Genomic DNA, 25,237 nt, shown 5'->3' with positions numbered 1-25,237 from the left:
CTACCTGAGGAAGGTGTGTAGCAGGCCCCATAAACGATTAACCCATCGCAATAAAAAGCTGACTATAGCTTTTGGCAAACTCATCCAAATGTTAGTCTTTTTGGAAAGGCGCTGAATAGCATTGTCAGCATCTTGGACATCTGCATCTAGTTCCATTGCTTGATACAGATCGCGGGCATTTTGGTAAGCAGCAATGGCTTCTGATTTTCGACCTAGCTTTGCCAAGCCATTTCCTAAATTAAATAAAGAAGTCGCTTCCCCATTGCGGTCGCCAATCTCCCGGAATATTGCCAGAGACTGCTGGTAGTAATCAATTGCTAATGAGTATTGTCCCAGAGAATCGTAAGAACTGCCCAAATTATTGAGACAAGCCGCTTCCCCATTGCGATCGCCAATCTCCGAGAATATTGCCAGAGACTCCTGATGGTAATCAATTGCTAGTGAGTATTTTCCCAGAGAATTGTAAGCATTGCCCAAATCTATGAGAGAATTCGCTTCCCCATTACGATCGCCAATCTCCCGAAATATTGCTAGGGACTGCTGATGGTAATCAATGGCGAGTGGGTATTGTCCCAGAGAACGGTAAGCATTGCCCAAGTTATTTAGAGAAGCCGCTTCCCCATTGCGATCGCCGATCTCCTGTGTTATTGCCAGGGACTGCTTATAGTAATCAATTGCTCGTTTGTATTGTCGGAGGAAACGGTAAGCATTGCCCAACCCGATGAGAGAATTCGCTTCCCCATTGCGATTGCCGATCTCCCGTGTTATTGCCAGGGACTGCTGATGGTAATCAATTGCTCGTTTGTATTGTCCTAGGGAACGGTAAGCATGACCCAAACCGATGAGAGAATTCGCTTCCCCATTGCGATCGCCGATCTTCGGGAATATTGCCAGGGACTGCTGATGGTAATTAATTGCTCGTTTGTATTGTCCTAGGGAACGGTAAGCATGACCCAAATTATTGAGACAAGCCGCTTCCCCATTGCTCTGGCCAATCTCCCGGAATATTGCCAGGGACTGCTGATAGTAACCAATTGCTAGTTGGTATTGTCCCAGAGAATCGTAAGCATTGCCCAAATTAGCGAGAGATTTCGCTTCCCCATTGCGATCGCCGATCTTCGGGAATATTGCCAGGGACTGCTGATAGTAATCAATTGCTAGTTGGTATTGTCCCAGGGAATCGTAAGCATTGCCCAAACCAATGAGAGAATTCGCTTCCCCCTTGCGCTCGCCAATTTTCCGTGTTGTTGCCAGGGACTGCTGATAGTAACCAATTGCTAGTTGGTATTGTCCTAGGGAATAGTAAGCATTGCCCAAATTAATGAGAGAATCTACGAATTTCCACCTATCGGAATTATTTTGCTGCCATGCCTCAACTAACTGCCTGTACAGTTCAACTCGGACAGTGTTGTAACCTCGTAAAGATAGAAAATCTTCACACAGGCGAATAGTGTTGAAGGCATCGTCATACTCTCCCAGCTGATAGCAGTGATAGAAAACTTCTAAGTATTCTGCTACATCACTTATTGTCTGCCAGGGTTCGGGTTTGGCATTTTCTCTGTAATATGCAATTGCTTTTTCGTGCGCCTCGGTTAGATCGCCTGCCTTTTGCTTGACATACGCCAAAATGAACGGGTGAAACTGAAAACATCGCCCTCCGTTGTTGTCCCTTTCCTCTTGCAACAGAGAATACCTAGCCAACTGCCTTAAATCTTGCTCCGATACATTCTCTCCCGGCAACTGGGCATCTGCCATCGCCGCATTTATAGGAATCCGATAGACACTCAAATTTAGTAGCAATCTTTGCAACTTGTCACTGAGGCGGTTAAAGCTGGCATCTAACACTAGGCGCATCCAGATATCGGTTTTGCCCCGGTGCAACCCTTCGAGCCTCTCGTCAGTCACTAGCTGGGCTACGTCAGCCAAACCATACCTCTGCAAATGGCTAATGTGCGGATTTGACTCCTCCTCTGCCCGCAAAAAACCTGCAACCAGCGTCAGCAGCAAGGGATGCCCCTCTGCCTTTTTCGCAAACTCTTGCAATTCTGCGTCAGTCCCCAGAATCCCCAAAGCCTTCAACAAATTAGCCCCCTCTGCTGGTGACAATCCCGGCAAAGGAAGCCATTTCAACTTAATTTCTGGCAAATCCGGGCGTTCCCGCGTCGTTACCAGAATGACACTCTTACCACCACATCCCAACCAACCGTGAAAAAACTGCTCGTAAATAGCATCCAACCATTGCCCATCGTGTTGCAGCAGACTTTCAAGGTTGTCTATGACAAGTAAATGCCGCCCCTCCCGCAGATGGTTCACCAACGCATCCACCAGCAACAATTCTGGAATTGCCTCCACAGTTGACGGGGAAAGTCCCAATCGCAGCAAAACTCGTCGCGCCAACTCGGTAAAAGTCACGCGGCGACTGACATCTGCCCAAAATTTTTTATCAAACTCAGCGCTATCTTCTTCGTAGATTTTGGCAGCCAGAGTAGATTTGCCAAAGCCACCCAAACCCGTAATGCCAATCAGTCGGATATTTCCATCCGCCATCCATCCCCGGATTTTCTGCCTTTCCTCCGTGCGCCCTTGCCAACAATCCAAGCTAGGGCGCATTTCATCGACGTTAGCTGAGTTTTGAACTGGTTGAGGGTTAGTTCCTTGATTGTCTACCAGCAGTCAGTGGTTGTTGATGGTGTCACCAAACTGCACACTTTCAGAATTAACTGTTTCTACTTGATAGCCCTTGGCATTATCCCGGTTAATCTGAGTCTTGCTATTGTCCTGAGTGTTGCTAATTTGAATTTCTTTAGCCATCATCTGAATCTCTTGAGCAAATGCTGGCTCTTTATCCATGCAAGCCTGCAAATATTCCGTAACCTGCACTAATTCTGGCTTGGAGCCTTGCTCAACAGCTTGAATGGCTCTTTCTGCGTCTGGATTGCCCCGTAATTTATTCTTAATCTTCTGACGTAGTTTCTCGATTGCCATTTCGGTTAACTTACCAGCACCGCCTCCGATCATGCCGCCGAAGACAATTTCTGCAATCTTTGCTGCTGTAATAAATTCAAGTACCATAAGTCACCCGTTGGCTATGCTTTCCATTTGGTTGTAGCTCATCAACCCTCCATCTGCCAATGTTAAGATTGATGGCTTTACCAACTTTTCTCTAATTATGGCAATTGACTTTAAAGATAAACTGTGTTTTAAATATATGCCCTTCTCGCGTAGCAATTAACCCTATGACTAGGAATCCATCAAATCAACGACCGATTTTGAAAATCGCGCGATCGCCTATTAGTTGGATGTTAGAAATAGCCGTAGTTGCAGGGATTTTCTGCATCATTGTAATCACCCTGCAATCTTGGGCAAATCTACCCAACAGTATTCCCATCCATTTTGAGATGGGAGGCAAACCAGATGCAACGGGTAGCAAAAAATTAATCTGGCTTTTCCCCAGCTTATCTATTTTAGTTTATGTAGCGTTTACAGTGCTGCGTCAGTTTCCCCATACTTTTAATTATATTTGGGGAATTACAGAGCAAAATGTAGCTAAACAATATCAGCTAGCTATTAACTTATTAGACTGGAATAAGGCAGAATTTATGTGGATATTTGCATTTATAGAATGGCAGATTATCCAGATAAGTTTGGGTCATTCGGCTGAATTGACTGTCGATTTTTTCCGTGTAGTAATGCCACTGTTTTTGGTCACAAATGGGCTGTATTTTTTGCAAGCGTATCAGGCTCGTTAGTTAAGCTTATAAATTGAAACCCGCGACGGCGGGTTTTGTATGTGTAGCCGCGAATTCTATTCGCCAGACCATTTATTAATAAATTGAAACCCGCGTCGGCGGGTTTTGTATGTGTAGCCGCGAATTCTATTCGCCAGGACATTTATCAAACCTTCTCCCGTAAAGCCTCTAACTCTTCCCACACAGATAAAGGAGAATATCCTAATTCAAAAGCTTTTGAACTATCTAAAGAAACATCCGGTGGTCGTGGTGCAGCCATTTTCACATCTTTTTGCTTGCCGGATTTAAGCCCTACTTCAGGAAGCTTAAACACCTCCACTAATAACCGACCAAAATCATAACGCGATATTCGTTCTTTCCCACCTAAATGAATGATTCCACGGACTTTATCTAATGCCAATAAAAGCCCTTGAGCCGCAGTTACCCCACTAACTGGAGTGCGGAATTCATCTATAAATAAACGTAGCTCTTTTCCCTCTTTCAAAGTTTCGATAAATGGCTGAATAAAGCTGATGGCTGTGGGTGTTGCATTCCCAAACATTAAAGGCATACGGCAAACTGCGGTCATCGGATAACGTTCTAACATTCCTGACTCTGCCATGACTTTTTGTTCGCCGTATAGGTTGACAGGAGACACCGAATCTGTTTCTTTATAGGGAGGGTTTAAGCCATTGAAAACCAGATCGGTTGAAGTGAAAACGCAAGGGATAGAATAATCCGCGCAAAGTCCGGCAATATTGGCAGATGCTGTTACGTTGATTAAGTGGGTTTCTTCAGGATTATTTTGACAATAATTTGGGCTAGATTGTGCAGCAGTATGAATAACTGCATCTGGTTTAATTTGGCTAAAAATACGCTTTAGTTCCTGAAAATCTTTTAAGTCAACTTTCAATATGTTTACGCCGGGAATGTCTATTGAATGGGAAAAATAGGTTCCATAAATTTCCCATTCTTGTTGAGCTTGGCAAAGATGCCATCCCAAAAAACCACTGGCACCTGTGACTAATAGTTTCTTCATTGCAACATGGATGTATTTATAATGCCGTCATTATAAAGATACTAACTTTTGTGATACTAATTGGTAATTGTTATATAGCAATCCTACTTGAGTTGTAAAACTGCTTTCTGAAGGCGAGATACCCGACTTCTCTAAAGAAGTCGGGTATCTGAAGGGCTGGCACCTCACAACTCAAATAGAATTGCTATAAATGGTGTATTTTTGAGGTGAGGGTTTGTTTCTAGATAAATCCCTCTTCTTATCTCTAATTTCAAATAGAATTTTTAACTTGAAGAATTTGTATTTTCAGACATTTACTTCAGTCAGGCTGTTGTGTTAAGTTTCTTCACTGAATCTTACAGTTTCTTACACGTTCGCCGCTTTAATCCTAAAGGTTGATGCTAGTAACGGTATGAGGTCAAACAATGTTCTTATGGTGACAAATAAATTTACATCCTTTTCATAATCCAGTTTATATCAGTTCTCCCATTAAACACGGAAGCTGAAGTATCACACAAATCCGCTCATTGTCACCATAGTTCATAAAAGTAAAAATTGCCCTCGTACATGAGAGATTGCCGGGATAGAAAGCAACTTATAGGTTGCTTTCTATCCCTTGGCAAGCTTTTTGTTTCAATTTTCGCATGGTTGAGCATACCAAAAACAATTTAACTGTGCATTCAAGTTCGACTGGGAAATTCACAAATGACTATTGATAACAAACCTGTTATGTCTAAAGCCAGCACATCTTATGTTTTGATGCTGGCGCTGGTGGCTGCTATTGGCGGCTTTTTATTTGGCTTTGATACTGCGGTAATTAATGGTGCGGTAGCAGCTTTGGGAAAAGATTTTCAAGTGGGTAGTGTGGCAACGGGATTCGCCGTTTCCTCCGCACTATTGGGTTCAGCAGTGGGAGCCTTCTTTGCCGGGCAGCTTGCCGATCGTTATGGGCGGGTAAAAACGATGATCGTCGCTGCTATTATGTTTTTGATCAGCGCCGTAGGTTCCGGTATTGCCTTTAATATTTGGGATTTCATGGTTTGGCGATTAGTGGGTGGAGTGGCTGTCGGTGCTGCCAGTGTTATTGCTCCTGCTTACATTGCCGAAGTTTCCCCTGCACACTTGCGCGGACGACTCGGTTCTCTCCAGCAACTTGCGATCGTTACCGGGATATTCATCGCCTTGCTGTGCGACTACTTCATCGCTGTCGCTGCTGGTTCCGCTGAAGCGCCCTTCTGGTTCGGAGTCCCGGCTTGGCGTTGGATGTTCTGGACTGAGATCCCAGCTGCCATTGCCTACGCAGTAGGCGCACTGAGGATTCCAGAGTCACCCCGCTACTTGGTTGCCCAAGGACGGGAAGCAGAAGCAGCTTCCGTTTTGGCAAAGGTTTTGGGTGGGGATGTTCAGGCTAAAGTACAGGAGATCCGGCAGACGGTATTGCGAGAACGCAAACCTCAACTGTCCGATTTAGTAGGCAGGCATGGTTTACTATCGATTGTCTGGATTGGTATTGGGTTATCTGTTCTACAACAGTTGGTGGGGATTAACGTGATTTTCTACTACAGCAGCGTGCTGTGGCAGGCGGTGGGCTTTTCCGAAAAGGATTCGTTGTGGATTACGGTGATTACCAGTGTCACCAATATTGTGACAACGCTAGTAGCGATCGCTTTCGTGGACAAGTTTGGACGCAAACCTCTACTGATTCTGGGTTCTCTGGGCATGACTCTGACGCTGGGAACCCTGGCGACAACCTTTGGCAGCGCGCCCCTAGATGCCGCCGGGAACCCCGCCCTAACCGGAAACTCTGGCATAATTGCTCTGCTAGCTGCTAACCTCTACGTCTTCTGCTTCGGCTTCTCTTGGGGGCCAGTCGTTTGGGTGATGCTAGGAGAAATGTTTAACAATCGGATTCGTGGGGCTGCCCTATCATTAGCTGCCGCTGCCCAGTGGATTGCCAACTTTGCGGTATCCACCACCTTTCCGCCCCTCAAGGATGTGGGTTTAGGTTTTGCCTATGGTCTATATACTACCGCTGCTGCGATTTCCCTGTTCTTCGTTTTGCTGCTGATTAAAGAAACTAAAGGTAAAGAACTGGAGGAAATGGTATAGTCATCGGCTGATTAATTCTGCCCCTAACATAGTAGGTGATCGCTTTGTTCCCCTCAATTTGGTATTCTATTGCGATCGCTATAACTTAGAACAAAAGCATCGTAGCTCATCCTTTAAGATACTAAGGGCAGTTCTGTAGAACCTGACCCTAGATGTATCGTTCATCACTTGTGAGTACGTGCTATGCAGTGGCTAAGCGAGCGATCGCTCATGGCAGTCCCGACGGTGGCAGGCAGCGACAACCAGGGAACTGTTGCTGAATTAGTAATTTTTCTGATCGTCTTGTTGCTGGTTGCCACCGGGGTTGCCCTACTATCTCGACGATTACGGATTCCCTACATTACAGGGTTAGTATTGGCAGGTTTAGCGATTACAGAGCTTTTGCCGGGTCGCATCCGTCTGGATTCTTCTCTGATTTTTAATCTTTTTTTGCCGATTCTACTTTTTGAATCGGCAATTAATACCGACATCAGTCGTCTACGCAGCACGTTTAAACCCATTGCCTTGTTAGCAGGAGTGGGCTTTCCCTTCTGCGCTGCTATCACCTCAGTCTTGCTGAAACTAGAACTGGGTTTAGATTGGGTACCCGCTTTACTGGTTGGGGTCATTTTGTCAATTACAGATACCGCCTTAGTCATTGCGGTTTTCAAGGAAGTGTCTGTTCCCCACCGACTGGTCACTCTCGTAGAGGGTGAAAGCTTAGTCAACGATGATGTGGCGCTGGTTTTATTTAGCCTGATCTTGACTGCAAATTCAACCGGGTCATTAACGCCCCTCGATGTCGTACAGGAATTTTTGTTCGTAATCGTCGGCGGAATCTTAGTCGGCTTAGCCTTGGGCTACCTGAGTATTGGTTTATTTAGCCAAGCAGACGATCCTCTCAGCGTGATTCTACTCACGATTGCCGTAGCGCTGGGAGCCTTTCAACTAGGCGAATTTTTCCACGTATCCGGTGTGGTTGCCGTTGTGGTGGCAGGGCTAATTGTGGGCAACCTGGGGGTTTCTCGCAGTACCTCGGCTTCCACTCAAGTAACCTTGTTCAGTTTCTGGGAATTCGCCGGGTTTGGTGTCAATACCTTTATTTTCTTACTCATCGGCTTAGAAATTAATCTCATCACCCTTTGGCAGACGCTTCCAACCGTTCTCCTAGCACTGATTGCCTACCAAGTCGGGAGGGCTCTCACCGTTTATCCACTCTTGGACTTGGTGCGTTTTTTTGACAAACCCATTCCGGTGAAATGGCGGCACGTTCTCTTTTTAGGCAATATTAAAGGCTCGCTTTCAACCGCCTTGGCGTTAAGCTTACCCGCTAATTTGCCAGGGCGAGATCAGCTGGTTGTGATTGTCTTAGGGATTGTGCTGCTGTCGTTGGTGGGGCAAGGAATAAGTTTACCTGGGTTTGTACGACGTTTAAAGCTCGATCGCCATTCCGAATCACGACAGCAGATCGAAGAATTGCAAGCTCAATTGATGACTTCCAAAGCAGCGCAGGATGAGTTAGAAAGTCTCTTGAAATCGGGAGTTTTACCAAAATCAATCTACGAAGAGATGCGAGCCGCTTATCAGGTGCGAGTGGCAGCTTCTGAAAGAACGTTGCGGGAGATATATAATCAGCGTCCCGAAGATGCTGCTGCTGAAAGTAGCGATCACATAAAATTAGACTCGATTCGTCGGCAATTACTGTTAGCAGAAAAGCAGGTACTCAATGATGCCCTCCGCCGGCGAATTCTCTCAGAAGAAGTGGTGCAAGAACGCATCAAAACCATTAACGAGCAACTTCTAAGTTTGGAAGATGACTAGAACACAAACCTAAGAAATCAATCACCTGATGTAACTTTTCCGATTTAGTGACGACTAGCACGGTGGCTCCCGCCTCTAGCACTGTCTTGCCATTCGGAATGACGAGATCGGTTTGGGAATGGGATTGATAGCCAATAATTAAGGAACCACTGGGAAACCGGGAATCCTGAGCGACTTGTAACACGGTACGACCCGCAATGTCAGACTCCGGCGGCACTTTGAGTTTGAAGACTTCTACCTGACCCTGCTCAAAGTGCATCATCGATTCTACTTGGGGATATTCGATCGCATTTACCATCGTGGTCACGGCTAGGTCAACCGTACTGATGACATGATGCGCTCCGGCAATCCGATAAGGTTCGGCAAAATCACTTTGGCGCATCCGAGTCACGATATGGGAGACGCCATAGTGCTTGGCAAGTGTCACCATTGCCAGATTTAAAGCATCATTGCGGAGGGCGGCAACAAGCGCATTTGCCTTGCGAATGCCTGCTTCTATTAGCACTTGCGTACTGACGGCACTGCCTTCAAAAGCCATCGCTCCTACTTGTTCACGAGCATATCGGCAGGCGGTGGGATCGGGATCGATGACGGCAACCGTGTGTCCCAATTCTACTAATTGTTGGGCTAAGTTCAGCCCGACCAGCCCTGCTCCACCAATCAATACGTACATGGCTCACTCACCTCTGTTGCAGGTTATTTACGTCTGACCCTCAAAATCTACAGTGTAGTTGCTGGCGGCGAGAGTAGTAAATTATTCAAATGGGCGATCGCGTTTTTGAATTTGAACTGCAAAGGACAAGGCAGCAAACGTGTCAAAAGTTAGCACCTTAGGCAGTGGAAATTGTTAATCTCGAAAAACCTTTCTTCTCATTCTTGAGTAGGCACTTGCCAAATCTTAATGCTGCCGTCATTACTTCCACTCGCTATTTGCCCATTGGGGCTGAAGGCAAAGGAATTTACTTGGCTGTCATCTCCTGCCAGAGTGCTTTTGAGTTCGCCAGTGCGGGGATTCCACAGCTTGATAGTATTATCTAAACTGCCACTGGCTAACGTTTGCCCCTTGGGACTGAAAGCAACAGAATTAATTAAGGTGGCATTTCCCTTCAGGGTGGCGATCGCTCGGCAGTTGTTCTTGTCCTTGCTGCAACACCGCACCGGGATCGCCCCCCAACAGGGCAACAATCACCGCCAGAACGATTGTCCCAATGCCACCCCCAACTAGAGGTCCAGAAACCCCACCCCCGCGCCTGTCCTCAACGTTGCTGCTTTTACGGCCGAATTCCCAGCGCATAGCTTCAATCCAAACTACTCAACCGGACAGATGTTACCAAGGTGCTATTTCACCTAACCCAGACTTTCCACAACCGATTAAAAATATTAGCGATCGCCTTCACTTTCCCCCATTTGTCGGAGATGAAAATTTTATTTATTCTTAATATATTCATAAATCAGTGATTCTACGGTCAACACTTGTGATCCCAAATTGTATTGTGGAGGTAGATGTATCAAACATTTTAAAATTTAGTTTACTTAACTAGCTATATTTAAGGTCATAAATATAATCTAATATCGGTTGATTCAAAGGAAAATATTATCTTTATCTCCCGAATTTCAGATATTCTTTTGCCATAATACTTAATAAGTAATTTACCCCCTTTCAACCCTTCGCATCTATGAAACTCAATTGCCAGCTTGCCCTGTACTCCTTCCTAGCTCAGTTCGGATTGCTTAAGAGAAGTTATACCGCCAAAATTATGTTGGTGGCATTTTTAGGCACTCACGTACCACTTTTAACCTTACTGACTACTTTCGTTATTTCAAACTCTTATTCCTGGGAAATGACAGTGCGAGTTCTGGTTATTGCTCTGTTGGCTACCTTAGCGGGTACAGCAGCCACTCTGTATGCAATACGCCACCTCCTCGCCCCGGTCATTTTGACATCTGCTGCATTGCAAGACTATTTAAATACCAAAAAATTACCCGAACTGCCCACAGAGTTTGCCGATGAAGCAGGCACATTGATGGCAGATACCTCGCAAACGATTCATAAATTAGATGAATTAATTCACTACATCAGTAACTACGATGCACTGACTGGATTACCTAATCGAGATTTATTCCGCGAGCGCCTGCATCAGACAGTATCCCAATCTGAAAACGATCAGCGGCTGGTTGCAGTGCTTTTGCTGGGTATCGACGATTTCACTGACATGAGTCATACCTTGGAGCAGGAAACATTAAATTTGCTGTTAAGAGCAATTGCCCAGCGTTTGACAACCTGTACGAGTCAAACAGATATCTTGGCTCATATAAGTGAAGATGAATTTGCGATCGCTCTGACGGAAATTCCCTCCTTTGAGAGCGCGATCAAGCTATCCCAGTTGGTAGTCAGTACGCTAGCAAAACCCTTCTTTTTAGAGGGTACCTCGATTCGGATTACAGCCAGTATTGGTATCGCAGTTAATGACCTAGAAGATCGCAATGGTGTGGATAAACTGTTGCAACAGGCTCGTCTGGCGCTATATCAGGCAAAACAACAAGGACGTAGCCAATATCAGTTCTATTCACCAGAAGTGAATGCTCAGTTGCAGGAACGACTGGCATTAGAAAATGAATTACATGGAGCGCTTGAGCGTAACGAAATGGTGGTTTATTACCAACCCTTGATTGATTTGCACAGCAGACAAATCACAGCAATGGAAGCGCTGGTTCGCTGGCAACATCCCACCCAAGGTTTAGTTTCTCCCGCCAAGTTTATTCCGATTGCAGAAGCCAATGGTTCGATTGTGCCAATTGGGGAATGGGTTTTGCGAACTGCCTGCGCCCAAACTCGTGCTTGGCAGCTTGCCGGACTTCCTGCAATTCGGATATCGGTAAATCTGTCAGCGCGACAGTTTGAACAACAAAATCTAGTCGAAGTCGTCAGCAAAATCCTTGAGGAAACCGGACTGGAAGCATCTTACTTGGAACTAGAAGTAACTGAAAGCTTCTTGATGGGGGACGTTCAGCGATCGGTTAATACTCTAGAGAAATTACGAGAACTGGGTATATCGCTAGCTTTAGATGATTTTGGCACTGGCTATTCCTCTTTGAACTACTTGAAGCGTTTTCCGGTTACGATGCTCAAGATCGATCGGTCATTTGTGCAGGATGTAACATCCAATCCTGATAGCGCCGCCGTCACTGATGCGATCATTGCCCTGGCAAAGAGCCTGCGGTTGAACATTACGGCAGAGGGCATAGAAACCCAAGAACAGCTTGACTACCTGCAAAAACGGGGATGTGAAGAAGGTCAGGGGTTCTACTTTAGTCGTCCTGTCCCCGCTGATGTGATCGCCCAAATGCTCAAAGAAAGTTCTCAGCAAATGGCGGCGATCGCTATCTAGGGAAATCTGACCTGGTGTTAGACTGCCTCACTGCACCTGTGGCGATCGCGTTTGTATGTGATATTGCGCGATCGCTATCCTCAAAAAGGTGTCTTTGCTTCTAGATGAAGGGTATCGTCATACAAAATATTAGTGCTAGTTGACAATAATTGTAGGTTGGATTGAGCGATTCAGCGAAGCCCAACAAAGGCTTTTTAATGTTGGATTTTTGGACTCAAATCTCAAACTAAACTCATTTTTTTGCTTTTTCATTTTGGCACTTGCAAAATATTAATAATGCCGTCATTAGTGCCACTGGCTATCGTCTGCCCATCAGGATTAAATGCAAAAGAATTAACTTGGTTTAAATCACCTGTAATCGTATTTTTGAGTTCGCCAGTGCGAGGATTCCACAGCTTGATAATATTATCTAAACTGCCACTAGCTAACGTCTGGCCCTTGGGGCTGAAGGCGACGGAATTAACCATAACTGCCTTTCCTTTGAGAGTGCTTTGCAGTTCTCCGGTGGCAAGATTCCAAATCTTGATCGTGCCGTCATTGCTGCCACTAGCTAATGTTTGCCCATCCGGACTGAAGCTGACAGAATTAACCCAGTCGGAATGCCCAGTAAGAGTCCGAATCCGGATGCCGTTGTTGGGATTCCAAAGCTTAATAGTTTGATCGGCACTCCCACTGGCTAATGTTTGCCCATCTGGGCTGAAGCTGACAGTATTAACTGCATCTAAATCCCCAGTCAGGGTGCGAATAAGTGTCCCAGTGCGGAGGTTCCAAAGCTTGATAGTTTTGTCTAAACCACCACTAGCTAATGTTTGCCCATCTGGACTGATGGCGAGACAGAGAACTGAATCGGAATCGCCAGTCAGGGTACGGATGAGTTCTCCGGTGGACAGATTCCAAATTTTGATGCTGCCATCATAACTGCCAGAGGCTAGTAACGTAGGCATCTTGCTGACATCAGATGGGCTAATGGCGATCGCATGAACTGGTTTAGAATGCCCGGTGAGGGTCCGGATGCGTATCCCCTGTGCCAAATTCCAAATTTTGATGCTGTTGTCATCGCCGCTACTGGCAAGAATCTGCCCATCGGAGGTGATAGCGATCGCCTGAACATAGCTAGGATGTCCGGTAAGGATAGCAACAGGCTTGGCGGTTGGTTCAGACTCCGCGATCGCACTAAGATTTAAGCTGGAGTTTTCCAAGCTGACGAGTTTTGCAGAAGATTGGGGTATGCACCCAGTAACAGCTACTACTGCTGCATATGCGATCGCCCTTACCACTTTCCCAGACTTAGGCTTTGAATTCATTGCAAGGCACCCAAGAATAACAGCAGGTTTATTCAGGATTGTTACAATAGAAATTTGGAACTTTCATCATCCCGTTGGATGACTATACCCCGTTATGTCCCTGCCAATTGTCGCTATTATCGGTCGCCCAAACGTGGGCAAATCTACTATTGTCAATCGTTTGGCAGGTGTACAAGATGCCATTGTGCATGACGAGCCTGGTGTGACACGCGATCGCACTTATCGCCGCGCCTTCTGGCAAGATCGGGAGTATGTAGTCGTGGACACTGGCGGATTAGTGTTTGATGATGACACTGAATTTCTCCCGATGATTCGGGAACAGGCGATGCTGGCGCTTGCAGAGGCAAAAGCGGCGATATTGGTGGTTGACGGTCAAGCCGGATTAACAACCTCAGATGAAGCGATCGCCCGATGGTTGCGTCAACAAACCGTACCTGTAGTGTTAGCCGTCAATAAATGCGAGTCACCAGAACAAGGTTTAACCCAAGCCTCGGAATTTTGGCAACTAGGATTAGGTGAACCTTTCCCCGTCTCTGGCATTCATGGCAACGGTACAGGCGAGTTACTTGACGAACTAATCAAATACTTGCCGAGTGCAGAAGAAATCGAAGAAACCGACGAAATTAAAGTTGCCATTGTCGGACGACCAAATGTCGGTAAATCGAGCTTGTTGAACGCCTTTGTCGGCGAAAATCGCTCCATCGTTAGCCCAATTTCAGGCACCACCCGCGATGCTATCGATACCGTTGTGGAACGGGACGAGAAAACCTACCGCTTGATCGATACAGCAGGGATTCGCAGAAAGAAAAACGTTGAGTACGGCGCAGAATTTTTTGGAATTAATCGCGCCTTCAAAGCTATCCGGCGTGCAGACGTGGTTCTGTTAGTAATTGACGCAGTTGATGGTGTCACCGAACAAGACCAAAAACTAGCAGGACGCATTGACGAAGAAGGGCGAGCTTGCGTAATTGTTGTTAACAAGTGGGACGCTATTGAAAAAGACTCTCACACGATCTACGAGTTTGAAGAAATCTTCAAACAACGACTGAGTTTTATCGAGTGGGCAGAAACAATCTTTGTCAGCGCTCAAACTGGACAACGAGTAGAGAAAATTCTAGAGTTGGTGAACGTAGCCGCCGAAGAACACAAGCGACGAGTAACCACCGCCGTGATTAACGAAGTGCTACAAGAAGCGATTTCCTGGCACTCGCCCCCAACCACCAGACAAGGGAAACAAGGTAAAATCTACTACGGCACTCAGGTAAGCAGTCAACCGCCTGCGATCGCGCTATTTGTTAACGAACCCAAGCGCTTTAACGACAACTACCGTCGCTACATCGAACGTCAATTCCGACAACAGCTAGGCTTTAAGGGAACACCGTTGCGCTTGATGTGGCGAGGCAAAAAAGTCCGCGAAGTCGAAGCAGGGAACCGAAACAGAGCCACCCGTGTATAAATTTTAAAGCGATTTTTGGGGACGATCGGGGAGTTGAACCATTACTGGTTCTTCCTCCAACCTCCCGTTCTTCCCAAAACAGCGCCTGATTTTGGATGCAAAGATTTTGGACAGGGAAGAGAATCTAAAATCTAAAAGCTAAAATCTAAAATCTAAAATCTAAAATCGGAATATGGATTTACTGCGAAGTCTGCCACTGGGACTGTACCTCGAACAACCGATTACCTGGCTGCATAACCTTGACCCACGGGTGAAAATAGCTTGGTTGATGAGCTTTCTCATAGCGCCAGTCCTAGCAAATCCCTACTGGCGGATAGCCCTAGCACTAATACTAATTATTATTACTTTCAGTGCCGCTATCCCCTTGCGCGTTTGGCGACAGCAAATGGGTTGGCTATTAATGGTAAGTTTTTTTGTCTTCATCCTGAGCGCGATCGCCCCCGACGCATTAGCATCTGACTATCAGCGTCGTCTTCCATCAGATGAAATAGCCTTTACAGTAGAGGCGAAGCCTTCAGCAGAGCAATCCGGACAACAGCCGACAAAGAATAACCAGAATGCTTCGCCCGTACAGTCGCAAGCAACAAACTCCACAAACTACCGCTACGTCCTGTTTCACCAAGGGCCAATTAAAATTACTCGCAAGTCCCTGGATCTAGCAATAAGCGTCAGCACCTTACTGTTTATCCTGATTTACAGCACCAACCTCTTTTTGCTCACAACCGCACCAGAAGAAATTACCGCTGGTATGGAAAGCTTAATGCGACCCTTGCGCCGCTTCAAATTGCCCGTAACAGAAATTGCCCTCACCTTGACCCTTTCCCTACGCTTCATTCCCTTAGTTCTAGAAGAAATACAGAATTTAATTCGTTCCGTGCGAACGCGGGCGATAAACTGGAAAAAGTTAGGTCTCCGTAGAAGTCTGCAAGTCTGGTTGCTGGTAGCCGAACGACTACTGGAAAATCTCCTCCTACGAGCCGATCAAATCGCCAGTGCCATGAACGTGCGCGGCTTCACCAGTCCGGATCGGCATCGCGTTCAGTGGCACCAGCTGCGCCTTAAGAGGGGCGATCTGGTGGCGCTGGTGAGTTTGGTTGTACTATGGGGAGCGCGGCTGATTTGGGGATGGGAAACATAAGTTATGAGTTTTGAATTAATAACTCCTCACCTCCTAGATAATGACTAATGACTAAAGATGCAACCTTGGTACTGGCGATCGCTTCCTCTACAACATCGAACTGGATCAATAGTATTCGCTGCATTATTTCTGGATTCTCAAATTGCTACCCTTCTAGAAAGTCCCTATACTGAAAACTCCAATCAAACTAAAAACTCCCTAACTCGATACTCCATCTGTGCTGGTGTCCCCCGAATTGTGGATGGACAACCTCAGATGTGGACACCACCTATAGGCGAGATTCTCCCTTTCCTACGCCGGAAGCTGCAACAATCAGGGAAAACAGGCCCCACCTCAGCCGAAGCCCTTCCTTTTACTGGTGGCTGGCTGGGGTGGTTAGGTTATGACCTTGCTTGGGAGATTGAGCAATTACCCAATCTCAAAACCGACCCGTTGCCGTTCCCAGTCGCTTATTGGTATGAACCAGCGTCTTTTGCCGTTCTCGACCACTGGGAACAAACCCTTTGGTTAGCAGCTAGCGACCCCTCTGAACTCGACTTGTTGCAAAGCCAGCTAGAACAGAAAAGCCCTGAAGACAGGGAAGGATTCCCCAATCCCCAATCCCCAATCCCCAATCCCCAATCCCCAATCCCCAATCCCCAATCCCCAATCCCCAATCCCCATTTCTTTTCATCCCAAACTGATTACGAAGACGCTGTGCGCCAAGCCAAAAAGTATATCCAGGCTGGAGATATCTTTCAGGCAAATCTTTCCCTCCGATTTGAGCAGCCCACCAATGCCCGCCCGTGGGATATTTATCAGGCGTTGCAGCAAATTAATCCTTCCCCCTTCGCTAGCTATTGGCAGACACCTTGGGGAGCGGTAATTAGCTGTTCTCCAGAACGATTGGTACAACTCTGGGAGCGAGAAGCGCAGACGCGACCAATTGCCGGGACGCGATCGCGCGGTACCACCCCAACCCTCGACGAACAACTAGCTCGTGACTTGATCGCCAACGCCAAAGAAAGAGCTGAACACATCATGCTGGTGGATCTAGAGCGTAACGACCTGGGGTGCGTTTGTCAGTGGGGTTCTGTAAAAGTTAATGAACTTTTCACCATAGAGCGCTACAGCCATGTTATGCACCTCGTCAGCAACGTTATTGGCACGATTAGCCCAAACTACGATACCGTTGACTTAATTCGCGCCCTCTTCCCCGGAGGCACCATCACAGGTTGCCCCAAAGTCCGGTGTATGGAAATCATTGAAGAACTTGAACCCGTGCGTCGCAGCTTGTTCTACGGTTCCTGTGGTTATCTTGATTGGCGGGGACACCTGGACTTAAATATTTTGATCCGCACCCTCCTTTATACCCAGCGCAACAATAAAGCTGTTGTTTACGGGCAAGTTGGGGCAGGGATCGTTGCGGATAGCGATCCTGAGCGAGAATGGCATGAATCTTTATACAAAGCTCAAGCTCTGCTGGCAGCACTGAACAGTTTTAATATCAGTGGGTAGGACAGGACGGATATCCTGTCTGTCAGCGATCGCTGGAAAAACAACTACCGACAGATAACACAAATATGACAACTACCACTTCATCCCAGTGGCTCCAAATCAAGCTATCATCTGCATAGTTTTAAACGGAGTCAACTCCCTGAGTATAAAAAGAGGGGGGCTGGCGCGAGTCAAACTGCCATCTCCACTCTTTGACTCTTCCCAATCCCCAAGCTAGGGATGGGTATTCCTTATGTGAATGTTAATGAGTACCGAAACCTATCTGAATCACCCAACATTTGGTTTACTTTACAGAGTCTGTTTACTGGAAGACAACCAGGAACTATTCACCACCCTGTATGCACAGCGTCTATTTTTTTTGGTCAACACCACACCCACGGGAATTAAGTTTGAACCAATTGGTCGCAACGATGCTCGTCTTATGGTAGAAAACCGTATGCGGATGCTCCGTCGCAGCAGTCAATTACAGGAGTACGATAAGCTTCAGGTTATTCACAAGCAAACATTTTGCTAAGAGATAAAATTAAAAATTAACAATTAAAATTAAAAATAAACTTTTTTGATTTATAATTATACATTTTTAATTTTATCTCCTAAAGCTGCCCTGCCAGTGAAAAATTCATTTTGAACATGAAAGCGTTTTTTAACCCCTAGTCCCTTTTGAAGATAGGTCTAATGACCGGAGACTTAGCGCAACGAATTGTCAAGATTCGTCAACAATTACCAGAATCTGTTCGCCTGATCGCCGTCACTAAACAAGTGTCGGTAGATGCCATGCGGGAAGCTTATGCTGCTGGATTAAGAGATTTTGGCGAAAGTCGCACACCAGAAGCCGAACTAAAACAAGCCGAACTCCAAGACTTACCAGACATCACCTGGCATCTAATAGGACATCTCCAGAGCAATAAAGCCCGAAAAGCCCTAGAGTTATTTCAGTGGATTCACTCCGTGGATAGCTTAAAATTAGCCCAGCGACTCAATCAACTGGCTAACGAGCTGTCCTTGTCGCCACAAGTCTGCCTGCAAGTCAAAATTCTGCCTGATCCCAACAAGTATGGCTGGAGTGTTCCCGAACTGCTTGCCGATTTACCAGCCCTAAATCAGTGCTACAATCTGCAAATTCAAGGTTTGATGACAATTCCGCCTTTCGCACTAAAGCCGCCAGAAATTCGCTCAGTATTTGAGAGTACCAGCGAATTAGCTGATAAAATCGGGCAACAAAACTGGTCAAATATTCAAATGCAGCAGCTATCGATGGGGATGTCAGATGATTACCCTCTAGCTGTGGAAGCTGGGGCGACGATGGTGCGTTTGGGGAGAATTATTTTTGGCGAACGGAATCCTTGAGAAGCCTTTCCACGCCTGAAGAAGACAACAATTCTGAAGATAAGGGTAGGGTAAGGGATAAGACATCAGCTATTATATTGCCAACACGACTATATGATTGTTATTGTCGTTTCTTTAACCAAGACTTCTGTCTCAAGGGTGCTATGTAAAATAATCCCCAGAGTAAACCTGAAGTTGTGATGGAGCGTGAACTGTGAATAATATTTTTTCCAAACTGCGAGATTTCGTGGGACTCAACGAGCCTGCCAGTTACGAGTACGATGATTACGAAGAACCAGACGGCGAAGAGTACCAAAACATCTATCAGGAACAGCATCCTCAGCAAACACCAGAGGAAGAACGCCGCCAGAGTCGTCGGACACGGGATACAAGAGCTGTTGTACGAGAAGTAGAAATGGGGTCAACAATGAATAATGTGATTGGGATGCCCGGAGCCGTAAATGGCATTTCTGAAGTGGTAGTGATGGAACCGCGTTCTTTTGAAGAAATGCCCCAGGCGATACAAGCTTTGCGGGAGCGGAAGTCAGTTGTGTTAAACCTGACGATTATGGACCCAGATCAGGCGCAACGAGCTGTGGATTTTGTTGCTGGAGGCACCTACGCCATTGATGGACATCAAGAGCGAATTGGCGAAAGTATTTTTCTGTTTACACCAAGCTGTGTTCAGGTAAGTACCCAGACGGGCGTAGTTCACGAAGCTCCCCAACCGCAAGTCCGCATTTCTCGTCCCGCAGCTCCCGCTCCAGCTTGGTCAGCAGAACAGACGCGGATGGCGCAGTAAATGTTATGAGTTTTGAGTTATGAATTCAAAATTCAAAATTCAAAATTAATTTAAGTGATGGGGGCAAGGTTGTCCATCAAGTTTGGCATGATTGGCGGCGGGGTAATGGGAGAAGCTCTGTTATCTCGCCTGATAGCTCAGCAGATTTATCCGGCTGAGGAGATTTTGGTGAGTGAGCCGCAACTACATCGGCGCGATTTTTTGGCGCAGCAGTACGGCGTACAGGTGACGGCAGACAATCGGGCGGTAGCAGCAAGTAATGTGCTGTTGTTGGCGGTTAAACCGCAGGTGTTTGAGGCGGTGGTGGCAGACTTGGCGGATGACGAGCGTGCCGAATCACCGCCGTTGGTGATTTCAATTATGGCGGGTGTTTCTTTGAGCCAGTTAGAAGCGGCTTTCTCGCTTTCAGGGGCGATCCGCGCCATGCCGAATACTCCGGCGACGGTGGGGGCGGGAATGACTGCTTTAGCACGCGGCAAACACGCCACTAATCACCACCTGGAAGAGGCAAAAGCTATCTTCCAGGCGGTAGGGGAAGTGGTGGAGGTGCCAGAATCCTTAATGGATGCGGTGACTGGGCTTTCGGGTTCAGGCCCCGGATATGTGGCAATTATGGTGGAAGCTCTTACGGATGGGGGTGTCGCTGCTGGGTTGCCAAGAGCGATCGCGTCTTCGTTAGCTCTTCAAACTGTACTGGGTACAGCCCAACTTTTGCACGAATCCGGGCTACATCCCGCCGAGTTGAAAGACCGCGTTACCAGTCCCGGTGGTACTACTATCGCTGGGATCGCACAGTTAGAGCGTTCGGGTTTCCGTTCAGCTTTGATTGAAGCAGTTGTGGCAGCTTCCCGGCGATCGCAGGAGTTGGGAAAATAGTCGCAATGGCTAATGGCTAATAGTAAAAGAGGAGTATGGCAATACGTCAAGCGATAAGGCTTGATACCCTCAACTCTCCTTTTTAAGCAGGGTGGTTTTATTTATTAAAAGAAAATTTTGTAACGTTGATTTTTGTTGGCGGTAGGGGCATGGCATTGCCATGCCCCTGCAAAATGTTGCAATTTTCGATATTTTCTAAGGGTTGTATGAAACCACCCTGCTCAACTCTCTTTTTTAAGGGGTTGGGGGGATTAAATTTGCATCACAACATTAACCGAGATGTATTGATGGCTGTGGCTTCCTCAAATTAGCAATTCCTACTCTTGCTGTAACTTTTGCCCTAATTGAGGTTCGGTTCCGGCAAGTAGGCGTTCAATGTTGCCCCTGTGTAGCCAGATAACGTAGATCCCGCCAGCGATCGCAAATAGCAGGTAGGGTAAGGGCTGTTTCAGGAGAATCATCAGCAGAGTAACTGCGATCGCTCCGGCAATGGAACTGAGGGAAACTATTCGGGAGAAGGCGAGAAATACGCCAAATACCGCCACAGTTCCTAATGCTACTGGCACCGACATGGCTAATAAAACGCCAATGCTAGTGGCAACTGATTTTCCACCCCTGAAGGAAAGCCAGATAGATTTGCTGTGACCCAAGAGTGCGCCTAAGGCGGTGCCAGCGACTAGCCAAGGTTGCCAGGTGGCAGGTAAAAGAGGCGTGGGAGCAAAGGTATACAAGGCGTAAACCAGAGCGATCGCGCCTATCCCCTTTAACATATCAATCAGTAACACCATCGCTGCTGGGCCTTTCCCCAAAGTCCTCAGCACATTGGTAGCACCAGTCGAACCCGATCCCTGTTCTCGAATATCAATCCCTTTAAGCCAGCGTCCCGCCAAATAACCCGTAGGAAGCGAGCCTAGTAGATAGGCTGCTATTAACAATCCTCCACTGACAGCGTACTGTAGCATCATCGCAAGCGTGCCTCTTACCTGTAGCTCGATTGTTAATATCTCATATCAGGGGACATCTGTTGAGGATCGGGCGCAAAAGCTAACCACAGAGGAAATTGCAGCAGCGACAGATTGATCAAGTCTTCTGTCTCATCAATGATAATCAAAGGCATCTGCCGTTCCTTAACCAGTCGATCTGCCTTTTGTACTAGGGCTTCTGCCGCCTCAAATAGAACAATCCCTCGCTCTGGGCCAAAATCAGCGCGGGAAATGCCCAGACAGTCCTGCAAACCCCGCCGCCATTCTCCCAGGCGTTCGGGAGAGTTAGCAAGAATTAAAGCGCGGACGCGATCGCCATACAGCGTATTTAGCACAGAAGTCACCGCCGAGGCGACCAGAATATTTTGCAAGCGGCTTCCCATCGTCCGCAGTGCGCCTCGTCCCCCCTGAGTGAAAAACCAGTTAGCAACTCGTTCCGCATGAACTGGTTCAAAAGTTCGGCGCAATTGCCACGGAGGGCCATAATAGTCTGGTCGCGTCCGATACTGGTCTAAAATACTGCGAATTTGTTTCGATGTCGATTGAAAACCCTGTTCCGTAAATTTAGGATTTGTCGGCGGTGCAGCGGCCGCTTTTGACTCTTCAACAACTGGCTTTGGCGTTTCCGATTCTTTCTGTAATTGCAATTCTTCAGCCGCCAGCACTAAATCCTGTAAGCTACCGACGAGATAATCTTTAAAGCCTTGCACTCTAATCGCTAGTTCTTGAGAAGTGCCAGCAAAAGTTCTTCGCATTTCCTCCCGGATGCGATCGCGCCGTCGTTCCAGTTGTTCCACGGCAATTTGTAGGGTTTGTTTGCGTTGCTCCAGTTCGCCTAAAGACTCTTGCATTAAGCGATTCATTACCGTTTGAGTTTGTACTACCTGCTCTTGCAGCATTTTATTGTGAGCAGCTTTTTGAGCGGCAATTTCCTGTATTAAAAACTGTTCTTGGCGTTGTAGATCGGCTACTCGTTGCTCTAACTCTGCTATAGAGTTCTCGACATCGGAGGTTGTGGGCGCAACGGTTGCCATTTCCGGCTCTAAATTCTCGCCGGATACTTCAACAACAATTACCGTTTGTTCCTCTGTTTGCTCCTCTAAATTGTCATCGGATGCTTCAACAATAGTTGCCGTTTGTAATTCTACATTGTCCTCTTCGGGTACTTCAACAACCGTTCCTGTTTCCGAGTCTAAATTATCCAATGTCTCAACAGTTGGCTCTTGATCTTCTTGGGTATGGATTTCGTCTGAATTCATTAGTCCGTAGTCCGTAGTCGGTAATCCTTAGTTTTTAGCTTCTACTGGTTAGTTTTTAGTCATTAGTCCCTAATTGGCAGCGCCAAAGACTAATGACTAAATTCATTAGCCTTTAGTAAATAGTCATTAGTTTCTAGTTACCAGCACCAATAACTAATAACTAATTCCTAATGGGACAGCGTTCTTCCAGGCAAGTCCTTAGCATCTTGGGATCGAACAACATCGGCAAAAAGTGGATACTGTTAACTTCTTTGAAGTAAAACAGAATTGGCACTGGTGTCCAAAAAATCTTCCAATTTTGCCATTCCTGGTAAGGAAAGCGCCGAATCATTTTATCAGAGCGATAAACATCTAATGCTGTTGGGGTGAATTGCAAGCGGATTGTTGCCGCCTGAAACAGCAGGAACAACCCGAAAATAGCGATCACGCTTGCCAGCCAAGGTGAAAAGAGCAATAATGGAACCGCAACTACTAACAATCCCAAAGGTAGTGTGTAACTAGGTGACAGTTCAATAGTTTGTGACGGTAAAGAAGAAGACGCAGCAGTAGTCACAGGCATAAACCCCGTTTTGTAAAAAATCGTCACTCTATTTTTTATTTTAAAGGTTCTTAACCTCAGGCCCCCCGGAGTACGGCACTGCCAGTTCCCTGAAACATCACCCAAGTCAAGAAAAAGTTAGAAATAAAGATGGCAAGTAAAGCTGTGACAACAGCGGTTGTGGTAGATTGACCAACGCCTTTTGCTCCTCCGGTGGTGGTTAAGCCCCAACTGCAACCGATTGTGGCAATTAGCCCCCCGAAACAAAATGCTTTAATCGCCGCACTACACAAATCCCAGACTTGAAGGAAATTCCGGGCAGAATCTAGAAATACGGTTTCGGAAAGATGGTATAAATTTGTGGCAACCAGCATTCCCCCAGCCATCCCGGTGATGATAGAAAGAACTGTTAAAACTGGCAGCATCAAGCAGCATGCAATCGCGCGGGGAATCACCAGGTAATCTATCGGGTCAGTTTTTAGCATATATAGCGCGTCGATTTGTTCGGTGACCCGCATAGTGCCAATTTCCGCAGCGAAGGCTGATCCAACTCGCCCAGCCAAAACCACCGCAGTCAGTACGGGTGCAAGTTCGCGGGTCAAAGAAAGCGCCAATACGCCTCCCACAGCCCTTCCAGCACCCAGATTAATAAACTCTCTTGCCACCTGAATTGTAAACACCATGCCGACAAAAGCGGCAGTTATCAGCGCAATTAGCAAAGATTCAGGGCCAACTGCTGCCATTTGGTCGAGGGTGTTGCGCCGATGGATTTTCCGAGTCAGTAGGTGAACTATCACCTGTCCCCCCAGGAAAATCGCCGCCAGCAACCGCTGACCCCACACCCCTAAGCTGTTCGTTTGCGTAGTCTCGCTCAATGATGCTAATGCTCGCTTCAACCACTGCGTAAAGCATAACTGATGCACCACCGAAAAAAGCACTTACGCAAAAGTAAAAAGGCAAAAAGCCCCAATTCCCCAATCCCTAATCCCCAGCCCCCAATCCCCAGAAATTATGAGATACATTTACGGACTTTAACCAAGATTTTTAAGGTTTATTTAAGATTTCTGACATATCGGTGCAGATTGAGCGATCGCACCTATTGTATATAGAGATAAACAAGCACTGTTCCCTTAAGCCTTCTCGGTCAGTTCCTTCGCAGTAACGTCCTTATGAGCATTTTGCCTAACTTCTTCCGTTCCCTGATTCTGGCGAGTCTTCTTAGCTTTGCCGCCCCTATACTCCTTTTTGGGGGGGTGTTGGCAAGTTTGTCTCTACTAAGTTACATTCCTTTAGTCGAAGCGATCGCCCAGTTCACCCAGACACAGATTTTGCAATTCCTCGCTGTCTTCGGCAACGGTTGTCCTCTAGAGGGCATTTTGACCATCGGCTTCACCTTCAGCATTGTGGGCGCGATGTTCGACACCTACGCCTTCTATCGTTACCAAAATTTACGCGGGAATTAATAATTTAAGAGTACAGGAATCAAAACTGACTCAAGCGCATAACCGAAGCCACTATCTTTTTAGCTACTGATAAGCTTGTCCCACCCTTAGACGGAGTTGAGCATCATGGCAAAATTAGTTGAGATTAGTTTAGGTACGACAAATTCTTATATTGCCGTGCTCGAGGGCAAGTAACCCGTCCTTATTGCTAACGCCTAAGGATTTCGCCTCACTCCTTGCGCTATAGCTTATGGGGTCAAAAAATTTAAAGTGAAGAAACCTTTTTAAGAAAAGTTGCTGAAGCGATGAAATTTCTCATCTACTTTGGGGCTAATTGGGATGCCTTAGACGAAAAGATATCTCTGATTTTATGACAGACCGGATATATTCAGCCAAGTTAGCCCTTGCTAGCAGCAAATAGCACGGGAAATTTTACCTTCTGCGGAAGAATACTGGCAGAATAAAACCCCCCGATGGATGTTAAGAAGTTCATAATGTGGAGGATGTAACTTTACTTGACATTATTAATGAGAAATTTACCTCTTTTTTATTATCGTAACAACTCAAAAACC

At 46.5% G+C, this 25,237-nt stretch carries 23 protein-coding genes and 1 pseudogene; 13 read left to right on the top strand and 11 right to left on the bottom strand.

From position 1 onward, the window contains the following. Entirely contained in the window at positions 1-2,610 is a 2,610-nt protein-coding gene (locus NDI42_RS02775) for a tetratricopeptide repeat protein (RefSeq protein WP_190459815.1), read from the bottom strand. Positions 2,611-2,673: 63 nt separating this feature from the next. Continuing rightward, on the bottom strand, positions 2,674-3,072 hold the full coding sequence (locus NDI42_RS02770; protein ID WP_199311438.1) for a hypothetical protein: 399 nt from the start codon (positions 3,070-3,072) through the stop codon (positions 2,674-2,676). Positions 3,073-3,236: 164 nt separating this feature from the next. On the opposite strand from NDI42_RS02770, the gene NDI42_RS02765 reads away from it, so the two are divergent. Further along, on the top strand, positions 3,237-3,749 hold the full coding sequence (locus tag NDI42_RS02765; protein WP_190459814.1) for a DUF1648 domain-containing protein: 513 nt from the start codon (positions 3,237-3,239) through the stop codon (positions 3,747-3,749). A gap of 145 nt (positions 3,750-3,894) precedes the next feature. Here NDI42_RS02765 and NDI42_RS02760 read toward each other — a convergent pair whose 3' ends face one another. Continuing rightward, positions 3,895-4,767, bottom strand: coding sequence for an SDR family oxidoreductase (locus NDI42_RS02760; RefSeq protein ID WP_190459812.1), 873 nt, complete (start codon positions 4,765-4,767; stop codon positions 3,895-3,897). A gap of 684 nt (positions 4,768-5,451) precedes the next feature. On the opposite strand from NDI42_RS02760, the gene NDI42_RS02755 reads away from it, so the two are divergent. After that, positions 5,452-6,855, top strand: a complete 1,404-nt coding sequence (locus NDI42_RS02755; RefSeq protein ID WP_190459810.1) for a sugar porter family MFS transporter — start codon at positions 5,452-5,454, stop codon at positions 6,853-6,855. Between the two features lie 210 nt (positions 6,856-7,065). After that, positions 7,066-8,655: a Na+/H+ antiporter gene (locus tag NDI42_RS02750; RefSeq protein WP_199311449.1), complete on the top strand. Its 1,590-nt coding sequence runs from the start codon at positions 7,066-7,068 to the stop codon at positions 8,653-8,655. On the opposite strand, the gene NDI42_RS02745 is transcribed toward NDI42_RS02750, so the two are convergent. From NDI42_RS02745 to NDI42_RS02735, 3 genes and pseudogenes are all read right to left on the bottom strand, one after another. Next, positions 8,621-9,328, bottom strand: coding sequence for a potassium channel family protein (locus NDI42_RS02745; protein WP_190420488.1), 708 nt, complete (start codon positions 9,326-9,328; stop codon positions 8,621-8,623). The genes NDI42_RS02750 and NDI42_RS02745 overlap by 35 nt on opposite strands. Positions 9,329-9,525: 197 nt before the next feature. Then, positions 9,526-9,813, bottom strand: coding sequence for a WD40 repeat domain-containing protein (locus NDI42_RS02740; RefSeq protein ID WP_199311437.1), 288 nt, complete (start codon positions 9,811-9,813; stop codon positions 9,526-9,528). Beyond that, positions 9,770-9,949: pseudogene (locus tag NDI42_RS02735) on the bottom strand (neutral zinc metallopeptidase); the annotation flags it as partial. The pseudogene NDI42_RS02735 and the gene NDI42_RS02740, both read right to left, overlap by 44 nt. 382 nt (positions 9,950-10,331) lie before the next feature. Here NDI42_RS02735 and NDI42_RS02730 point away from each other — a divergent pair. Further along, entirely contained in the window at positions 10,332-12,044 is a 1,713-nt protein-coding gene (locus NDI42_RS02730; protein ID WP_190459804.1) for a putative bifunctional diguanylate cyclase/phosphodiesterase, read from the top strand. Positions 12,045-12,292: 248 nt separating this feature from the next. On the opposite strand, the gene NDI42_RS02725 is transcribed toward NDI42_RS02730, so the two are convergent. Beyond that, positions 12,293-13,348, bottom strand: a complete 1,056-nt coding sequence (locus tag NDI42_RS02725; protein ID WP_190459802.1) for a WD40 repeat domain-containing protein — start codon at positions 13,346-13,348, stop codon at positions 12,293-12,295. A gap of 94 nt (positions 13,349-13,442) precedes the next feature. Here NDI42_RS02725 and der point away from each other — a divergent pair, with 94 nt between their 5' ends. The 7 genes from der to proC all read left to right on the top strand — a co-directional run bounded on the left by der (position 13,443) and on the right by proC (position 20,443). Next, positions 13,443-14,804 carry a ribosome biogenesis GTPase Der gene (gene der, locus NDI42_RS02720; RefSeq protein ID WP_190420496.1) on the top strand — a complete coding sequence of 454 codons (1,362 nt, stop codon included), beginning with the start codon at positions 13,443-13,445 and terminating at the stop codon, positions 14,802-14,804. 172 nt (positions 14,805-14,976) lie between these two features. After that, positions 14,977-15,942, top strand: coding sequence for an energy-coupling factor transporter transmembrane component T family protein (locus NDI42_RS02715; protein ID WP_190459800.1), 966 nt, complete (start codon positions 14,977-14,979; stop codon positions 15,940-15,942). A 57-nt stretch (positions 15,943-15,999) separates the two neighbouring features. Continuing rightward, positions 16,000-17,439: an anthranilate synthase component I gene (locus tag NDI42_RS02710; RefSeq protein ID WP_190459798.1), complete on the top strand. Its 1,440-nt coding sequence runs from the start codon at positions 16,000-16,002 to the stop codon at positions 17,437-17,439. 244 nt (positions 17,440-17,683) lie between these two features. Continuing rightward, entirely contained in the window at positions 17,684-17,953 is a 270-nt protein-coding gene (gene pipX, locus NDI42_RS02705; protein WP_190420502.1) for a transcriptional coactivator PipX, read from the top strand. 161 nt (positions 17,954-18,114) lie between these two features. Then, positions 18,115-18,786, top strand: coding sequence for a YggS family pyridoxal phosphate-dependent enzyme (locus NDI42_RS02700; RefSeq protein ID WP_190459796.1), 672 nt, complete (start codon positions 18,115-18,117; stop codon positions 18,784-18,786). Positions 18,787-18,979: 193 nt separating this feature from the next. After that, complete coding sequence (locus tag NDI42_RS02695; protein WP_190459793.1) at positions 18,980-19,567, top strand: cell division protein SepF; 588 nt, start codon at positions 18,980-18,982, stop codon at positions 19,565-19,567. A 69-nt stretch (positions 19,568-19,636) separates the two neighbouring features. Next, positions 19,637-20,443, top strand: coding sequence for a pyrroline-5-carboxylate reductase (proC, locus tag NDI42_RS02690; protein ID WP_190459792.1), 807 nt, complete (start codon positions 19,637-19,639; stop codon positions 20,441-20,443). Positions 20,444-20,760: 317 nt separating this feature from the next. Here proC and plsY read toward each other — a convergent pair whose 3' ends face one another. From plsY to NDI42_RS02670, 4 genes are all read right to left on the bottom strand, one after another. Next, on the bottom strand, positions 20,761-21,408 hold the full coding sequence (plsY, locus tag NDI42_RS02685) for a glycerol-3-phosphate 1-O-acyltransferase PlsY (RefSeq protein WP_190420509.1): 648 nt from the start codon (positions 21,406-21,408) through the stop codon (positions 20,761-20,763). Between the two features lie 32 nt (positions 21,409-21,440). Next, positions 21,441-22,685, bottom strand: coding sequence for a DUF3086 domain-containing protein (locus tag NDI42_RS02680; RefSeq protein ID WP_190459789.1), 1,245 nt, complete (start codon positions 22,683-22,685; stop codon positions 21,441-21,443). 160 nt (positions 22,686-22,845) lie between these two features. Continuing rightward, positions 22,846-23,244 carry a DUF3119 family protein gene (locus tag NDI42_RS02675; RefSeq protein WP_190459787.1) on the bottom strand — a complete coding sequence of 133 codons (399 nt, stop codon included), beginning with the start codon at positions 23,242-23,244 and terminating at the stop codon, positions 22,846-22,848. Between the two features lie 56 nt (positions 23,245-23,300). Continuing rightward, positions 23,301-24,098 (bottom strand): MlaE family lipid ABC transporter permease subunit, encoded by a 798-nt coding sequence (locus NDI42_RS02670; protein ID WP_190420514.1) that lies wholly within the window; start codon positions 24,096-24,098, stop codon positions 23,301-23,303. Positions 24,099-24,392: 294 nt separating this feature from the next. On the opposite strand from NDI42_RS02670, the gene NDI42_RS02665 reads away from it, so the two are divergent. Together NDI42_RS02665 and NDI42_RS28870 are read left to right on the top strand one after the other, a co-directional pair. Continuing rightward, a complete protein-coding gene (locus tag NDI42_RS02665; protein ID WP_190459785.1) occupies positions 24,393-24,686 on the top strand; it encodes a hypothetical protein in 294 nt (97 codons plus the stop codon). Positions 24,687-24,970: 284 nt separating this feature from the next. Beyond that, on the top strand, positions 24,971-25,039 hold the full coding sequence (locus tag NDI42_RS28870; protein ID WP_431191425.1) for a hypothetical protein: 69 nt from the start codon (positions 24,971-24,973) through the stop codon (positions 25,037-25,039). The last annotated feature ends 198 nt before the right edge of the window (positions 25,040-25,237 follow it).

The sequence above is a fragment of the Funiculus sociatus GB2-C1 genome (assembly GCF_039962115.1).
Classification (GTDB): domain Bacteria; phylum Cyanobacteriota; class Cyanobacteriia; order Cyanobacteriales; family FACHB-T130; genus Funiculus; species Funiculus sociatus.
The sequence above is the reverse complement of the archived record's forward strand: the minus strand, read 5'-3'. Positions and strand labels throughout refer to the sequence as shown.

Bases quoted from the DNA above. Each gene is read 5' to 3' on its own strand.
- NDI42_RS02745 (WP_190420488.1), bottom strand. From the start codon at position 9,328: ATGTACGTATTGATTGGTGGAGCAGGGCTGGTCGGGCTGAACTTAGCC.
- NDI42_RS02700 (WP_190459796.1), top strand. From the start codon at position 18,115: ATGACCGGAGACTTAGCGCAACGAATTGTCAAGATTCGTCAACAATTA.
- NDI42_RS02680 (WP_190459789.1), bottom strand. From the start codon at position 22,685: ATGAATTCAGACGAAATCCATACCCAAGAAGATCAAGAGCCAACTGTT.
- NDI42_RS02755 (WP_190459810.1), top strand. From the start codon at position 5,452: ATGACTATTGATAACAAACCTGTTATGTCTAAAGCCAGCACATCTTAT.
- NDI42_RS02710 (WP_190459798.1), top strand. From the start codon at position 16,000: ATGCAACCTTGGTACTGGCGATCGCTTCCTCTACAACATCGAACTGGA.
- NDI42_RS02675 (WP_190459787.1), bottom strand. From the start codon at position 23,244: ATGCCTGTGACTACTGCTGCGTCTTCTTCTTTACCGTCACAAACTATT.
- NDI42_RS02750 (WP_199311449.1), top strand. From the start codon at position 7,066: ATGGCAGTCCCGACGGTGGCAGGCAGCGACAACCAGGGAACTGTTGCT.
- plsY (WP_190420509.1), bottom strand. From the start codon at position 21,408: ATGATGCTACAGTACGCTGTCAGTGGAGGATTGTTAATAGCAGCCTAT.
- NDI42_RS02775 (WP_190459815.1), bottom strand. From the start codon at position 2,610: ATGCGCCCTAGCTTGGATTGTTGGCAAGGGCGCACGGAGGAAAGGCAG.
- NDI42_RS02715 (WP_190459800.1), top strand. From the start codon at position 14,977: ATGGATTTACTGCGAAGTCTGCCACTGGGACTGTACCTCGAACAACCG.
- NDI42_RS02760 (WP_190459812.1), bottom strand. From the start codon at position 4,767: ATGAAGAAACTATTAGTCACAGGTGCCAGTGGTTTTTTGGGATGGCAT.
- NDI42_RS02770 (WP_199311438.1), bottom strand. From the start codon at position 3,072: ATGGTACTTGAATTTATTACAGCAGCAAAGATTGCAGAAATTGTCTTC.
- pipX (WP_190420502.1), top strand. From the start codon at position 17,684: ATGAGTACCGAAACCTATCTGAATCACCCAACATTTGGTTTACTTTAC.
- NDI42_RS02725 (WP_190459802.1), bottom strand. From the start codon at position 13,348: ATGAATTCAAAGCCTAAGTCTGGGAAAGTGGTAAGGGCGATCGCATAT.
- NDI42_RS02665 (WP_190459785.1), top strand. From the start codon at position 24,393: ATGAGCATTTTGCCTAACTTCTTCCGTTCCCTGATTCTGGCGAGTCTT.
- NDI42_RS02730 (WP_190459804.1), top strand. From the start codon at position 10,332: ATGAAACTCAATTGCCAGCTTGCCCTGTACTCCTTCCTAGCTCAGTTC.
- der (WP_190420496.1), top strand. From the start codon at position 13,443: ATGTCCCTGCCAATTGTCGCTATTATCGGTCGCCCAAACGTGGGCAAA.
- NDI42_RS02765 (WP_190459814.1), top strand. From the start codon at position 3,237: ATGACTAGGAATCCATCAAATCAACGACCGATTTTGAAAATCGCGCGA.